15 protein-coding genes are annotated in these 14,910 nt (G+C 52.6%); all 15 read right to left on the bottom strand.

All coding sequences use genetic code 11. The features are described from left to right. Nucleotides 1-69 precede the first annotated feature (69 nt). The 15 genes from IPH75_04730 to IPH75_04660 all read right to left on the bottom strand — a co-directional run bounded on the left by IPH75_04730 (nucleotide 70) and on the right by IPH75_04660 (nucleotide 14,910). Nucleotides 70-324 carry a hypothetical protein gene (locus IPH75_04730; protein MBK7141369.1) on the bottom strand — a complete coding sequence of 85 codons (255 nt, stop codon included), beginning with the start codon at nucleotides 322-324 and terminating at the stop codon, nucleotides 70-72. Next, nucleotides 314-2,212 (bottom strand): N-acetylmuramoyl-L-alanine amidase, encoded by a 1,899-nt coding sequence (locus IPH75_04725; protein ID MBK7141368.1) that lies wholly within the window; start codon nucleotides 2,210-2,212, stop codon nucleotides 314-316. The genes IPH75_04730 and IPH75_04725 overlap by 11 nt, the downstream gene beginning before the upstream one ends. Then, nucleotides 2,181-2,729 carry a hypothetical protein gene (locus IPH75_04720; GenBank protein ID MBK7141367.1) on the bottom strand — a complete coding sequence of 183 codons (549 nt, stop codon included), beginning with the start codon at nucleotides 2,727-2,729 and terminating at the stop codon, nucleotides 2,181-2,183. Before IPH75_04720 ends, IPH75_04725 begins: the two co-directional genes overlap by 32 nt. Continuing rightward, nucleotides 2,726-3,220, bottom strand: coding sequence for a hypothetical protein (locus IPH75_04715; GenBank protein MBK7141366.1), 495 nt, complete (start codon nucleotides 3,218-3,220; stop codon nucleotides 2,726-2,728). Before IPH75_04715 ends, IPH75_04720 begins: the two co-directional genes overlap by 4 nt. Beyond that, complete coding sequence (locus tag IPH75_04710) at nucleotides 3,221-4,015, bottom strand: C40 family peptidase (GenBank protein MBK7141365.1); 795 nt, start codon at nucleotides 4,013-4,015, stop codon at nucleotides 3,221-3,223. It abuts the gene before it with no gap. Nucleotides 4,016-4,767: 752 nt separating this feature from the next. After that, the gene (locus IPH75_04705; protein MBK7141364.1) at nucleotides 4,768-5,400 is read right to left on the bottom strand and encodes a hypothetical protein; all 633 of its coding nucleotides are present in this window, start codon (nucleotides 5,398-5,400) and stop codon (nucleotides 4,768-4,770) included. A 94-nt stretch (nucleotides 5,401-5,494) separates the two neighbouring features. After that, complete coding sequence (locus tag IPH75_04700; GenBank protein MBK7141363.1) at nucleotides 5,495-6,679, bottom strand: pyridoxal phosphate-dependent aminotransferase; 1,185 nt, start codon at nucleotides 6,677-6,679, stop codon at nucleotides 5,495-5,497. A 53-nt stretch (nucleotides 6,680-6,732) separates the two neighbouring features. Then, nucleotides 6,733-7,206, bottom strand: coding sequence for a hypothetical protein (locus IPH75_04695; GenBank protein MBK7141362.1), 474 nt, complete (start codon nucleotides 7,204-7,206; stop codon nucleotides 6,733-6,735). Between the two features lie 76 nt (nucleotides 7,207-7,282). Then, on the bottom strand, nucleotides 7,283-7,999 hold the full coding sequence (locus tag IPH75_04690) for a hypothetical protein (protein ID MBK7141361.1): 717 nt from the start codon (nucleotides 7,997-7,999) through the stop codon (nucleotides 7,283-7,285). Then, nucleotides 7,939-9,225 (bottom strand): hypothetical protein, encoded by a 1,287-nt coding sequence (locus IPH75_04685; protein MBK7141360.1) that lies wholly within the window; start codon nucleotides 9,223-9,225, stop codon nucleotides 7,939-7,941. Before IPH75_04685 ends, IPH75_04690 begins: the two co-directional genes overlap by 61 nt. A gap of 52 nt (nucleotides 9,226-9,277) precedes the next feature. Next, entirely contained in the window at nucleotides 9,278-9,871 is a 594-nt protein-coding gene (locus IPH75_04680; protein MBK7141359.1) for a dephospho-CoA kinase, read from the bottom strand. Between the two features lie 144 nt (nucleotides 9,872-10,015). Beyond that, entirely contained in the window at nucleotides 10,016-12,739 is a 2,724-nt protein-coding gene (gene polA / locus IPH75_04675) for a DNA polymerase I (protein ID MBK7141358.1), read from the bottom strand. Further along, nucleotides 12,736-13,344 carry a nicotinate (nicotinamide) nucleotide adenylyltransferase gene (gene nadD / locus IPH75_04670; protein MBK7141357.1) on the bottom strand — a complete coding sequence of 203 codons (609 nt, stop codon included), beginning with the start codon at nucleotides 13,342-13,344 and terminating at the stop codon, nucleotides 12,736-12,738. Before nadD ends, polA begins: the two co-directional genes overlap by 4 nt. Continuing rightward, nucleotides 13,328-14,269, bottom strand: coding sequence for an outer membrane protein assembly factor BamD (gene bamD / locus IPH75_04665; GenBank protein ID MBK7141356.1), 942 nt, complete (start codon nucleotides 14,267-14,269; stop codon nucleotides 13,328-13,330). The genes nadD and bamD overlap by 17 nt, the downstream gene beginning before the upstream one ends. Then, a complete protein-coding gene (locus IPH75_04660) occupies nucleotides 14,266-14,910 on the bottom strand; it encodes a transglycosylase SLT domain-containing protein (protein MBK7141355.1) in 645 nt (214 codons plus the stop codon). The genes bamD and IPH75_04660 overlap by 4 nt, the downstream gene beginning before the upstream one ends.

Genomic DNA, 14,910 nt, shown 5'->3' with positions numbered 1-14,910 from the left:
AACTGCACTCATGCAAACGGCGACTGGAACACTCCAGCCGCCGTTTTATTTTGTGGAACCGCGATACTCTCAGCGTATGAGGAATGAAACCAAAATCGCTCCCCAGACAATTACCGTTCCGATATATCCGGGAGCCCGCCCATTCCCGACATATAACGCGACAGCCGAGTAAAGCAGACCAAGAGATAATTTGGCGGATATCTTCTGCATGGGATGATAACCCGCCGCCTGTGACAACATCAGTATACCCGCCAGAAGCAGCCCGAGATAAATGATCCAGTAAGGCTGCTTGGGTCCCGCGGACTCCTGCGCCTTATCTCCCATGATCGAACTCCTTGCAGAACGATTCTATGCCCGCAGTGACCGCCTTGGCCACTTGCTTGCGGAACTTATCACTCTTGATCAGAACTTCCTGCTCAGGCAACATCATGAACGCGCATTCGACCAGCACCGCCGGATATTCCGTCGGTCGTATGACCGCCAGGTTGCCGTGATAAACGCCGTAATCAGGCAATCCTGTTTCCGCTACCATTTCACGGTGAATCGCCCGCGCTAGATCGATCGACTGAAGATTGTAGTAGAAGCTGGCGGTGCCGAATTCTCCAAACGGATTGACCCCGTCCGGCAGCGCGTTGTTGTGAATGGAGACGAATATATCTGCCTGGTTTCGCTTGGCAATCACCGGTCGGTCAGCGAGCGGGATATCTTTCATATCAGTGCGCGTCATGATAACAGTGGCGCCTTTGGCGATGAGTGCGTCGCGAACTTCCTTGGAGATAGCCAGATTCGCCTCAGCCTCGGTGTATCCCGATGGGCCTGTGGAGCCGGGGTCCTTGGAATGACCCGGGTCGATCACTATCCGTTTCCCCTTCAGCGTCTCGAGATTTCTGGGTGGGCGCTTGAGACTGATGCAGAAATTGCCACTGGCGAAATAGCAGTCATATCCCCAGAAATTCTGGCGAAGAGAAATGGATAATTCGAATAATCCCGGCTCCGGCTGAAACCATCGGGCAAAATCAACCAGTGAGTCATCAAAGTCGTACCGTATCCAGTCGGTATTCGATGTCACGCCAAAGAGCTGAACACGCAACGTGCGTCGATCATCCTGGATCGTCCTGAACGGGTGCAACCCACTCACCGGCATCCGGATCACCACGCTGTCGTCATAGGAGAAATGCCTGATCGATTTAATGTAGCTATGTGTAGGAACAATTCCTGCCCGTACTCTCTCCACCTGGGCACCATTCACCCAGCCAAATTGCGTCTCGGAAAGTTTGACCTTGTACCAGTCTCCCTCGCTTCCAATCGCCAACAGCTCCAGCCCGCGCGGTTGAAATGCCGCCAGATACCCTTGCATTATCCCATGCCGGATCACAATGATCGAATCTTTGGTTCGGATCGCAAAAGGGAACGCGGGACTGTTGATTGTCATGCGATATGTTGAACTATCGCTGACTACCGAGGTCTTCCCGGACACTGCTTGCGCTGTATCGACAGCTTTCACCCTGTCGCCCTTCAGGTGGTAGACAACACGCAACGAATCTCCGCGGAAAGACTCTCGCACTCGCAAAATCCCGGAATAGACCCCTTCGGGGTCAGAAGAATCACTGATCTGGCCATCGCCGAACAGCGCATCACCCCAGTACCCCTGAGAACGAGGCGGAATTTCTGACATGGCAACGGAGTCGGCAATTCCCGGGATAGCGAACCAGGCAGTTCCGCCGGGTGTGCCTTGAAATGATATCTCAATCAACTCTCCCGCAGAAACCATCAGGTCGCCGCGCGGAGGTTGATAGTCTCCCACGATTCGCAGTGTGTCTCGCGACACTCGAACTGGCGGCGCAGGGACAACTACCGAAATAGAACCCTTGGAAAGCACCTTGGTATGCTTTTTTGTCTCTTTGGGTGGCTTTTCGTGAGCGGTAACATCAAATCGGAATTCGCCTGAAGTGAGCGGGACAAAGCCGATGAATGTTCCTTCCTGATGGACCGGAAACGGCGCGCCATTCACCCGGACGATCAGTTCGCGCCCTTTGGTCATGATTGACTTCGGCACCGACCCCAGGACAAACGCGGAATCGGTCGAGCCCATCGTCTGACCCTGTTTGGGATAAACGATCTGAATTGAATCAGGAGCCGCATACGATGCTACTGCCAGAAAAAGCAGCATCGCCGCCGGGCTAATCAGTCTGTAGGTATTTTTCGACCACATCGCGCTTCAGCTTTGGTCCTCCGATGATCTCGCGGTCGACCTGTATCTGTTCCTTCTGATACAGGATGCCTGAGGCAATATCTTGTTCCAACAACTGCGGACCATCCAGGTCGCAGTAATCGGCCAGAGATGACATATAAATGGATTGGGCAATCCCCACCGATGATTCCACCATACAGCCAAGCATCACCTTGCGCTTATCCCTGCGGGCATGCTCAGCGATCCTTACCGCTTCGAGAATGCCGCCGGACTTTTCCATCTTGATATTGACGCCATCCACGAACTCCGCCACTTTCTGGTAATCATCGAGTGTGCTCAGTCCTTCATCCAGGAAGAGTTCGACATTGGGAGCATTCTTTTTCAAGTGCTTCCAGTCGGTGATCTGGTCTATATCGGTCGGCTGTTCAATGATCCGGACATTCTGCTTGCCAAGGTAATAGATCATCTCTTCGGCTTTGTCCAGTGACCAGCCGCCATTGGCATCGATTCGAATATCCTTGCCGACGATATCCTTCAATCCTCGATGACCTTGATATCTTCATCGAAACCGAGCTTTATCTTGATGATCGGATAGGTGGAATCCTTGATCGATTTGAGCATTTCGGAAGGCTCATCGATCCCGATAGTGAACGAGCTTTTCACGCCGACCGGAGTTTGCAGGCCAAGTACTTCCCACGGGTACCGTTCGGATTCGCCGGAGAGGTAATGCAGCACCATGCCCGTCAATGCTGAACGGGCCACCGAACTGATGTCGAATTCGGCGATCTCGACCAGCGTATGAGTGGTGATCTCATCTCGCGCTCGTAGATATCCGATCCCCTTTTTCAGATCAGCTTCGATCTCCTCTACCGAAGGACCATAATGGACCGATCCCGATGCCTCGCCGATATAGCGATTGTTCAACATCGCCAGCATATTCGTTTTAACATCAGTCCCCCCTTTGGAGACCTGAAATTTCTTCTTCAGCGGCATGGAAAGCTTGCAGGTGTCGATTCTGATCTTGCTCATTTAGACGATCCGTCGTGCCTGGTTGAAATCGTTATCCAGATCCTCGCGGTAATCCGGCTTGCCGGCCGTCAGGCTGTTGATCCTGATTCCGGAGCCGCCGACCGAACTGTGTATAACGGTATCGGAACCGATCGCAAATCCTACATGGCGCTTGAAAAAGAGCAGATCGCCCGTTTTGATCTTCGCGCGCGGGATCTGTTCGCCGGCGCTGATCTGGTCTTTGGTATCACGGGGAATAGTGATTCCGAATCGACGGCAGACTGTTTGGGTCAGGCCGGAGCAATCAAAGCCGGTCGGAGAGATACCCCCCCAGAGATACGGTACGCCGAGAAACTTCTTCGCCTCGGTCACGAGGGTATTGCCGCCGATCTTGGACCCCTGACCGGGGATCTCATTTACGCCGTTTGCCTTGACCAGGTAAATATCCCCATTAGGAACCCGGACTTCCGTGAAGCCTCTGTTCTGACCGGCGATCTGAACCCTCGTGCCGTAGAAGAGGAAAAACGGAGCGATCGCATGCAGATCGCCATCCAGCAATTTTGCCTGAGGAGTGACAATCACTCCTTTGGCTCGGTCAACTTGCGTGCGAAACTGATCGGCGCCTATCTCTCCCAGATGCCGGATATCGGCGAACCCGGTGTAGCCATCGGCCTGCTTAACCTTGACGTAATTCCCTTCCTGCTCACCCAGCAGTTCAAGCGGCTCAGCGAAAAAGAGCTGGCTGGCCCGCTCTGAATTGAATTTCGGCTCGGTCCAGAGGTCGAGAAGATTGGTAGTAACATATGCGTATTTCACGCCGCAAGGGTACGGGACTAGTGGAAAAACGGCAAGTTAAAACAGGGGGGGATTGCCGGAGCCAGAGTGACCATCCCCCCCGCATCTTTTTCAATATGCTGTTGAGGTGAACATGACCATCAATTGGGACCTCTGTGCAATCTCGTAAGTCGGCGTCTGGCTGTAATTGACTTCTAAGCTGAAGTGGGGACTAAACTCGTACCCAAGGCCCAACAAAATTCCGGGACTATCTCCTCGTTCGGTAGTCAGCCTTCCTGAATTGTGCAGGAACGAAGTCGAGAAGGCCACTCCCATTGTAAAGAAAAGCGTCCGGCCCGTTGGCCCCAGGTAGTGACTCCAACAAAGTGCGGTCGACCCCGATGACATCGCCGGATCAGTCGAATGTACGACCTGTTGCAGGCGGACAAAAATGGCATTTTGCTCATTCCAGGCATAGCCGAAGTCGAGTTGGAAAGCAGCGCCTCCATCTCCATTTGATCGCGAAACAGGAACAAAGTACTCGCTGCGATAAATGTGAAGGCTGTCGTAGTGGTCAGCCCAAACGAAAAGTCGGCTCGAGTATGTCTGAAAAGACTGATTGGAAATAGGTGCAAAGCCTCCGCCTATTCCGATCAAATAACCTTTGCGCATTGGCTCAGTCGCGCCAACTTGCGAATGTACTGTCGACAGCCCCATTGCCAGTATAATCGAAAGCAACAGAGTGCTTCTTGACTTCATTCTCATAAGAGACCTCCCGAGTGAAATTGCTCGCATTAGTACGCGGTTGTGCTAACCAACAGTGTCACGTTCGTGCAGCGATTATATCCAGAGTTTATCCTGCCTTGGCTGAAGGACAACTCACATGCGAAGTGACGTTTGAATTCGTATCCGATTCCAATAGAGAGAGCCAGTCCATCACCCAATCCCCCTACAGATTCAGATGAAGAGATATTTGAGACGAAAAAGTAACCGATGCCAACGGTCGAGAACAATGGTCCGGCACTTTCGCCATAAAAGTGCGACCAGGTTATGGATGACATCCCTTGCGACCGAACATCGAAGTAGCTATAGAAAGCATGCTGCTCTCTGTAGAGCAAAATGTTGTGTTCGTCGAATCCATAGCCTATCTCAATCTGGGCTGCGATGGAAACCCGATTTATTGGATCGTAGAAGGGGGTATATGTAGCGTGAATCACGACAGAATCGAAATCATAATTATCGGTCTCCCAACTTGAGAGTTGCGAGCCTGTCCTTGCCTGATGTGCTATCGGCGCAAAACCGATCCCCCCTCCCAGCACAAATCCCTTCCGCTTACCGTCAAATGCCAGTGCGGAGACTGACATGCAGGAGATCGTCGTGCACGCCAATAGAATGAAGACCAATGAATTGGAGAGTTTCCGCCCCATGTGAACCTCCCAAGGTTGCCCGGACATTTACGAAAAGAGGCAGGATCGTACTCTCACTTCGTTCGAGGAATCCTGCCCTACGAAAAACGCAATCCTACTTTGCTACGGATGCTTTCCGCTTCGCCAGCACGTTTGATATCCGCTTCAACGCTTCGTTGATATTCTCGATCGAATTGGCGTACGAGAAGCGGATATATCCTTCGCCATATTCGCCAAAGGCCGTACCGGAGAGACAGGCGACGCCCCCCTCTTCCAGCATCAGGTCGGCGAACTCCTGCGAGGTCAGGCCGGTGCCGGTGATATTCGGGAACGCGTAAAACGCGCCCAACGGTTTCTTGCAGGTGATTCCCTCGATAGCGTTCAGGCCATTGATGATCACCTCTCGACGTTTCGTAAACTCTGCGATCATCTTGTCAACCGCATCCTGCGGGCCGCGCAGACCCTCGATCATCCCCCACTGCGAGAAGGTCGTCGTGGTCGAGAAATTGTTGATTGCCAGGGTAAAGAAATACTCTGCCAGCTTTTTCGGCATCGCCGCAAAGCCGAGCCGCCAGCCGGTCATGGCGTAGGTCTTGGACATACCGTCCATACAGATCGTCCGTTCCATGGCACCCGGAATTGAGGCTATCGAGTAGAATTTCTGATCGCCGTACAACATCCGGGAGTAGATCTCATCGGAGAGCACCCAGAGGTCATGCTTTTTCGCCTCAAAATAAATCGCCTCGAGATCTTCCATCTGCAATATCCCGCCAGTCGGATTGCCGGGGGAATTAATGATCACCATCTTGGTTTTGGGTGTAATGAGCGACCGGAATTCATCGATCTTGAACCGGAAATCGGACTCCTCGCGAAGGTGCAGCGAGACCGGCTTCCCACCGACGAATTTCACCACCGAGCGGTACGGCGGATAGCCGGGATTCGGGACAATAACTTCATCTCCCTCGTTCACCAGCGCCGTCACACCGCAGTAAATAAACGGCTTGGCCCCAGGCATGATGACCGTCTGCTCCGGCGTGATCGTGATGCCACGGGTCTTGCTCAGATACTCTGCCGCCGCCTCGCGGGCCTCGGGAACACCTGCCGATGGCGCATAATGCGTCTGGCCGGACTGCATCGCTTTGATTGCGGCATCGATGATGTTTTTGGGGGTGTCGAAATCCGGCTCGCCGATCTGGAGGTGGATGATTGACTTTCCTTTCCGTTCCAGTTCTTTGGCTTTGGCCAGCACCACATAGGCGCCTTCGGATTCGAGTTTCTGAATTCGTTCGGTGTATTGCATCTTCTAATTCCTATCAACAAAACCCGCTCACTTCAGAACGTGAGCCTCGATAATTATCTCTTATGAATTGGTATCCTGCCACTCAGCGGAATTCTCTCAATCAGCGAACTATCAGCAGGAGCAAGCACATTGAGAACCAGCGAATAGCGCAGGCTGTCCAACATCTTTTTCCGCTCATCTCGAATGACGCCTGCTAGTAAATAGGCGAATGGTCCTGCTCCAGAAGCATTGGTCCCGGATCGATAGACGCTCGGGCCAGGTCCCTTATAAGTCCTGACTGGAACTTTCGAATCTCCCCAAAATGCCTCAAATGACTCGGTCTGCAACAAAACCTCACTTGGCGAAAAATACTGAGCGACGAACTTGAAATTGAGGCTGTCTTTTGATGCATCATCTACATTCAGATTCAGCATATATGCGCCGAGTGCCGATCTCGTGTAATCGACCAGCCAGTGATTGCTGATCCTGTTTCCGCCGCATCCGGACGCCAGACTTAGCGAGACTAAGACAACTACCGATTTTAACATTCGGCCCAGTTTCACCGTTCTAGCAACTCCACAGCTTTCTTAGCGATATGCTCAGCCGTCAATCCATATTTCTTCATCAATTGCCACGGCTGGCCGGATTCGCCAAAGGATCCTGCACACCGATCATATCAAAGCGCGGCATCTTTCCGGCCAAAGATCGGTCCTGCAATATAATCGATGCTACTTGATTTCCCAACCCGCCAATTTGATGTTCTTCGGCAGTGATCACGACCTTAGTTTCCCCAGCCGCCCGCTGGATTGTCACTATATCAATCGGTTTGACCGTGTGCAGATTGATCACTCTGGTTTCGATCCTGAGATCGGTTTTCAATATCCAGGCGGCTCGGAGCGCTTCGGCAAGCTCAGGGCCACAGGAGATAATGGATACTTGTTCGTCTTCATTTCGATACCGCTCGCCGAGCGTGATCTCGAAGGCATCGGCGAATCTCGGAGCCTCTCCCCTGAACCGAAAGATATTCGCTTTTCCAAACTGGAACGGGCTATCCGGCTTGGTGACGATCGGAGTCGCCTCACGCGCAAAACGAAGATATTTCGGTCCGATTATCTCAAACAGCATCGCCTGCGACATTTTTTCGGTTTCGATGATATCGCACGGCAGCCCGACATGCATATTGGGGAGCCCACACATCTGGAAGAGCGCTTCAAGCTCCTGGTGGGTTGCGCCATCGGGGCCGACCGATATCCCCCCATGCGCCCCGGCGATCAGCACATTTAGGTTAGAGTAGCAGACCGAAACCCGCAACTGGTCCAGATTGCGGGCGGAGGCAAACACGCCGTAGGTCCCGAAGACGGGGATTTTCCCTCTTTCGCCAGTCCGGCTGCAATCGTGGTCGCGTTCTGCCCGGCGATACCGACTGAGATGAAGCGGTGTTTTCGCTCTGGGTGATTCTTATAGAAATCAGAGATAGTGATTGAATCGGAGATGTCTGCCCCAAGGCAAATGATCCGTTCGTCGTCGCCATATTTATCCAGTGCCGCGCCGAACCCCTTCCGGGTTGGCTGCATCTCGACTTTCATCGTCTGGCCGGCATTCCACCAGAAATCGCGGGAGAATTTGGGGAGAGAAGCGTCGAGCGTCAGTTCAATCTCTGCCTGATACAATCGCCCGTAACCAAGCATTGTGTCGACATCAAACTTATCGGCTACGCCCAGGTCATTCAGCGCGTGTGTTAGCTCTTCACGGTTGGGCGGTTTCCCATGCCAGCCGACCACGTTTTCCATGAAAGAGACACCTCGCCCCTTATTGGTGTGGCAAATCAGACAGACCGGCTTGCCACTGTCGTTCTGGTTGCGCGCCGAATCCAGTTTGGCGACAACATCCGCCATGGTGTGGCCATCGACATCGAGCACATGCCAGCCAAACGCACGGTACTTGTCATCCAGCGGGTCGATGTTCATAACCTCAGCGACCGGACCATCGATCTGCAATCGGTTTTTGTCGATAATCAGGATCAGGTTGTCGAGGCCGTGATGTGACGCTGACATCGCCGCCTCCCAGATAGACCCTTCCTGCTGTTCACCATCGGTGGAGATGATAAAGGTTCGGTAGTCCTGATTATTCAATTTGGCAGCAAGAGCGATGCCGACTGCCACCGAAAACCCTTGGCCAAGCGAGCCCGAAGATATCTCCACCCCCGGGCAATCTCTCCAATGCGGATGTCCCTGAAGCGGTGAGCCGAGCATACGGAGCTTCATCATCTCAATTTCGGGGAAATAGCCCGAAACGGCCAATGCCGTATACAGCGCCGGGGCTTTGTGCCCTGCGGACCAGACAATGCGGTCACGGTCTTCCCAGAGCGGCTCCGAGGGCTTATGGCGGGCGACTTTGAGGTAAAGTGCAGCCGCTATATCCATCACCCCAAGCGTCCCGCCGGAGTGCCCTGAACCAGCCGAGCAGAGCGCAATCTCGTTCAGGCCGCGCATATAGGCGGCCCGCTCGGTTAATTCGTCAATGGTAAAATCGTGGAGAATTCGGTTGTCGGGAGTCAGTATCGGCATGGTGTCGGTTATCCAGTTTCGGACCGAAATCTGCCGCTTTGGAGCGGTTCTGTCAAGCGGCTTTGGGGAACCAGCGCTGCCAGAGTTTGGTCACTTTCCGGGCCAGCTCCTCCCTCGTGCCGTTGTTAGTGAGAATATCAGTCGCCCGGCGTTTGTACTCGGCCAGGGGAAGTTGGACTTTTTGACGGTCCAGCACTTCCTGATGGCTCAGTCCGCGCGCTTCCATTCGTTTGACTCGGATAGTCGGAGATGCCGTGATAACCAGTGTTTTGTCTACTTGCTTATCGAGATCCCAATCAAGCAAAAGGGCAGCGTCAATCACTACCACTTTTCCCTGCTTGAGGTAACCTTTCACCTGTCGGTGCAATTCATCCAACAGATATGGATGCACTATGGCGTTTAGTGCCACTTTGGACTCATCAGAAGCAAACGCACGCCTGGCCAGCATTCTACGATTGAGGCTTCCCGATGGTGTCAGGATCTGTATGCCGAACTGCTTGGTCAGCTTTTTGAGGACTGCGGGGGACATCTCAACGACATCGCGGCCGATCATGTCAGCATCGACAATCGCGGCGCCGAGTTCTTCGAAAACGCGTGCGGCGGTTGATTTCCCTGATCCGATCTGTCCGGTGAGGCCAATGAGCATAAGGGGAATATACTACTTAAGAAGAGACAATAGCAATGGTGTCAATGACGATTGCAGACATTATAGAGGTTGCTTCGTGCGCTGTTCGCTACACTCACCTTCTCCTCGCAATGACGATGAAAACGAATCTACGATTATCGAGTCCTACTTAGCGTCCAGCCAGTTGTCGGCGATGCCGACATCCGCGATCAACGGGACCTTCAGTTCGGCCGCATTTTGCATGCCATCGATAACGATCTTCTGCACTTTCTCAAGTTCGGAATCATGTACATCAAAAACCAGTTCGTCGTGCACCTGAAGAATCATCTTCGACTTCTTCCCTGCCAGCGCCTTATGGATCTTTAGCATCGCGACCTTGATAATATCCGCCGCGGTCCCCTGAATCGGCGTGTTTATCGCCGTCCGCTCCGCGAACTGGCGGATATTCCGGTTCGAGTCGTTTATCTCCGGAAGGTACCGTCGGCGATTGTATAGTGTAGTCACATAGCCGGTCTTGCGGGCATAGGCGATCGTGTCATCGATGTACTTCCGTATCCCCGGATACTGTTCGAAATATTTGTCAATGAACTTCTGCGACTCCTGGGGCGTCAGGTCAGTCTGCTGGCTGAGACCAAACGCTGTCACACCGTAGATAATTGCGAAATTGGTGGTCTTGGCGATGCGTCGTTGCGCCGATGTTACCTCATTCAGGTCAACCCCAAAAACCGCCGCGGCAGTCCGGGCATGTATATCCTGCCCTTTCAGAAACGCATCAACGAGATTCGGATCCTCAGTATAATGCGCCAAGATGCGCAATTCGATCTGACTGTAGTCGGCCGAGAGTATTTTATACGATTTGTCGCGCGCAATGAAGGCGCGACGAATTTCTCTTCCTTCGTCCGTCCGGATCGGGATATTCTGCAGGTTTGGATCAGTCGATGACAACCGCCCGGTCGCCGCAATCGTCTGATTGTACGACGTATGCACTCGCCCTGTCACTTGACTGATCATGGTCGGGAGTGAATCGACATACGTGCTCTTCAGCTTTCCATAGGACCGGTATTCGAGGATCAAACGCGGGAAGTCATGGATCTTGGCCAATTCCTCAAGCACGCGAACATCAGTAGAGAACCCTTTCCCACTGGCGGTCTTCCCTTTGCTCGGAAGGTTTAATTTCTCGAAGAGGATATGCGAGAGTTGCTGAGTGGAGTTGATATTAAACTCAAGCCCGGCAATTTTGAATATCTGTTTGGAGAGGTCGGCCAGTTTTTTGTCCATCTCCTTGGACAAATTGCCGAGGAAATCTGGATCGATCCGCACCCCGGCCTCTTCCATATCGGACAACACTTTGATAAGAGGCAACTCAATATTGTAGTAGAGATTGTTCATCTCCAGATCATCGATGAGCGGCGCGAAGATAGAGCGAAGTCGGTAGGTGAAATCCGCGTCCTCGCAGGCATAGGCGCAGGCTTTCTCCACCGGCACTTTGTCAAATGTCGACTGTGTTTTGCCGGATCCGATCAGATCTTTGATCGGCGTTTTGTGGAAATCGAAATGCTTGAACGCCAGATAATCGAGCGAATGCTGCCGCTCTGAAGGATTCACCACATAAGACGCAAGCATGGTGTCAAACGAAACCGGGTTGACCTCGATACCGTAGCGTCGGAAAACCTGCAGGTCGAATTTGATATTCTGTCCGAATTTCTGGACTTTGGGATTCTCCAGCAATTTCTTGATCAGCGGGAGAGCCTTTTCACGAGGGAGATTAACTGTCTTTTCCACATGTCCGATCGGAAGGTACCACGCTTCGGCGAATTTGGAAGAGAGCGACACGCCGACGAGATTGGCCTCCAACGAATTGATACTGTCAGTCTCCGTATCAACGGCAAACTCCTTGACAGTCGAGAGCCTTTCGACCAGATTCTCCAGATCCCCAATTGTGCGCACCAGATGGTATGCGAGATTTTCTTGGGATGCCTCCGGAAACAGTGTCGGTGACTGTGCGGCAACATCGGGCGTCAGCAACTGGAGAATTGATGGAAACTCAAGCTCCATGAAGAGCTTTTTTGCTTCATCGAAATTGATCGGCTTCCGCTTCAGTGCTTCGAGGTCAAACTCTATCGGCACCTCGCAATGTATGGTCGACAGCTCTTTGGAGAGGTACGCCTTCTCTTTATTCGCGGCGAGCTTCTCGCGAACTCCCTTGGCCTTCACCTGTTCAAGATTAGCGTAAATGTCATCGAGTGATTTAAACTGCTCCAATAATGCGTCTGCAGCCTTGGGACCGATCCCCGGAATCCCCGGGATATTATCCGAACTGTCCCCCATAAGCGCCAGTTTGTCAATCACCTGTTCGGGATAGACCCCAAACTTGACCTTCACTTCCTCACGGCCGTAGCGCTCCGGAGTCTCCGCGACTCGTTTTGGGGTATAGACCTTGACGTTGTCGGTGACCAATTGGAAGTAGTCCTTATCACCGGTCACACACCAGACTTCGAATCCATTCCGTTCAGCCGATTTGGCGAGCGTACCAACAATGTCGTCCGCCTCAAAGCCAGCCATCTCGAACTCCTGCATACCCAGGGCAGAGACTGACGCATGTACCCGGTGTATCTGCGCTGCCAGATCATCCGGCATCTTGGCACGAGTCGACTTGTAATCTTCGTAGCGCTCATGCCGGAAGGTCGGATGCTTGGAGTCGAACACCACCGCGATATAGTCAGGTTCTTCTTCGCGGATGATCTTCAGGATCGAATTAACAAAGCCGTAGACTGCTCCGGTATTCTCCCCCTTTTTATTGATGAGCGGGTTGCGGATGAACGCAAAGTAAGCCCGGTACATGATGGCGGTGCCATCGATCAGCCAGATATTCTTCTTTTTTCCGCTCACCGGTACAATCCTCGTTCCATGATGTATTCCGCAACCTGATCACCGACCAGGTCGCCCAATTCTCGGCGTCCCGCGCCATTTCTGATCTTTGCCCGGATGTCGCTGGATGAGATATCCAGCAGTGATGTTTCCACTATCTCAAATCTGTCAGCATCGTACCCATCAGGCGGTCGAATTTTGGCCCCGGGTCGGGACCCGACCAGAATCTCTGTCTCCGCCAGGATCTCGGTCGCTTCATACCAGCTTGGGAATTCTGCCAGAAGGTCCGCTCCTATGATAAAGCGGAATCTGGTGGATGGATATCGCTTTTTGATCGCCCGGAGGGTGAGCAGTGTGTAGCCAGGAGTATCCGATTCAGATTCGATACTGCTCGTGATCAACTCAGGATGATTCGCGCATGCCATTTTGAGCATAGTGAGACGGTCATCAAAAGGAGCTATATTCGGATTGATCTTGCGTGGAGGGACATAGGATGGGACCATCAAGACCCCATCCAGCGCCTTGGCGGCGGCAATCTCGGCGGCCAAGGTTATATGGCCGCGATGAACGGGATTGAAAGTTCCCCCGAGTATCCCCCACTCTTCGCCATTATTTGGACTGCGCATTGGCTTGTGGAGCGGGCGCCGGAGGCAACGCCGCTATTTTCGCCAGGTATTCATCCGCTTTGTTCAACCGCTTGTCCGCCGGGAAGTCCTTCTTGAAAGCGGTAAACTTGTCTGTGGCCGCCGTATAGTCTTTTTTGTCAAACGCAGCCTCCGCCGACTTAAACGCGGCCTCGGCAATTCCGGCTTGGGCTTCCGGGACCAACGGATGGGTCGAAAAGACGGTCACGAAATTCTCGAAGCGACGGCGAGCTTCGTCGTATTCGCGAAGTCTCATCTCCTCTTTCGCCATCTCGAAATTGGCCAACGGAGCAAATTCGCTTGAGGTGTAGTCATCGATGACTTTTTGATAATAGACCTTGGCGGCACGGGAGGCTCCCATGCGAGTGTATGTGAGACCCGACATATAGGTCTTTTTCGCCAGACGTCCCTTGGCGATATCGAGGTATTTGTTGCAGTCAGGAACCAGTTCGGACTCGGGGTTATCGATAATGAAATCCTCGAGTTGTTTGATGGCATCTTCAACCGATGTCTGGTCGAGTCCGAAATGTTTTGGGGTACTCTCGAAAGCCGAGACTGCCTTCATGAATTGCGCCTGCGTGGCATACGGAGATGTCGGGTAGTTGACTACCAGGCGATTGAATTCCGCCGCGGCCAATTCCCAGTCTTTGTTGCTGTAATAGGAGAGCGCGAGATAATACTGCGCTGTGTCGACGATCGGCTCGCCCGGATAGGTGTAGACCAACGTCTGGAAGGCATTGATCGCCGCCAAGTATTTCTTCGCCTCAAGCTTGGCTTTGCCGAGGGCAAACAGCTCGTCTTTGGTCATGTTGTTGAGCGATGTACCACCGCCACCGCATCCAATGCAGAGCGCTGCGATCACTGCCGCTATCAGCAACAGAGAAATGATAACTCGTCCCGGTTTCAAACCTGGTAACTCTCTTTCAGTCGCTTATAGGTGGACATCACCTTGTTCATGTAACTGACCGGCAGCGGCTGACCATTGCGAATCAGATCGCGCAGCCTCGTTTCGCCGATATTATAGGCGACCAGTCCCTTGCGGATATCGCCATACTTCAATATCTGTTCAAACAGGTAATATGTTCCCAATTTAATGTTGGCCTCCGGCTCGTGAAGTGTCGGGACTCCAGCCCACTCCACACCCGCCTGTTTCGCCACGGACTTAGCTACAAAGGGGCGCAACTGCATCAACCCGGCGGCACCGCTGTCGGAGACCTGATTCTTCTTAAATGTCGATTCCACCATGATCACCGAAACCACAAAGATCGGGTCATAGTTGTACTTTTTGCTTTCGCCCCAGATCGTATTGGTCAATTTGGTGACCTCGTCATCACTGAACCCGATCTCGAGATCCTCAATTACCTTATACAATTTGAGTTTGTCTTCAAGCTCAATGATCCGGCTCTGTTGGTAATCGATCTGCTTTTCCAGATCAAACTTGTCCGTGATGAGGTAAACCAGAAGTCCGGATTGGACGAGGTAGATCACCATCATCAGGAAAGCGACCGGTTTGGAGAGGTAAATGCCAAGTCGTTCGATATGTATCAT

The organism is bacterium, from assembly GCA_016708025.1.
Taxonomy (GTDB): Bacteria; Zixibacteria; MSB-5A5; order GN15; family FEB-12; genus FEB-12.
Note: the sequence above shows the minus strand (reverse complement) of the source record. Positions and strands in the feature narration are given on the sequence as shown.

What these genes read in the sequence shown, in the direction of transcription:
- IPH75_04700 (MBK7141363.1), bottom strand. Translation starts at nt 6,679, where the DNA reads ATGCAATACACCGAACGAATTCAGAAACTCGAATCCGAAGGCGCCTAT.
- IPH75_04730 (MBK7141369.1), bottom strand. Translation starts at nt 324, where the DNA reads ATGGGAGATAAGGCGCAGGAGTCCGCGGGACCCAAGCAGCCTTACTGG.
- IPH75_04660 (MBK7141355.1), bottom strand. Translation starts at nt 14,910, where the DNA reads ATGATACATATCGAACGACTTGGCATTTACCTCTCCAAACCGGTCGCT.
- IPH75_04705 (MBK7141364.1), bottom strand. Translation starts at nt 5,400, where the DNA reads ATGGGGCGGAAACTCTCCAATTCATTGGTCTTCATTCTATTGGCGTGC.
- nadD (MBK7141357.1), bottom strand. Translation starts at nt 13,344, where the DNA reads ATGCGCAGTCCAAATAATGGCGAAGAGTGGGGGATACTCGGGGGAACT.
- IPH75_04680 (MBK7141359.1), bottom strand. Translation starts at nt 9,871, where the DNA reads ATGCTCATTGGCCTCACCGGACAGATCGGATCAGGGAAATCAACCGCC.
- IPH75_04685 (MBK7141360.1), bottom strand. Translation starts at nt 9,225, where the DNA reads ATGCCGATACTGACTCCCGACAACCGAATTCTCCACGATTTTACCATT.
- IPH75_04715 (MBK7141366.1), bottom strand. Translation starts at nt 3,220, where the DNA reads ATGAGCAAGATCAGAATCGACACCTGCAAGCTTTCCATGCCGCTGAAG.
- IPH75_04695 (MBK7141362.1), bottom strand. Translation starts at nt 7,206, where the DNA reads ATGTTAAAATCGGTAGTTGTCTTAGTCTCGCTAAGTCTGGCGTCCGGA.
- IPH75_04725 (MBK7141368.1), bottom strand. Translation starts at nt 2,212, where the DNA reads ATGTGGTCGAAAAATACCTACAGACTGATTAGCCCGGCGGCGATGCTG.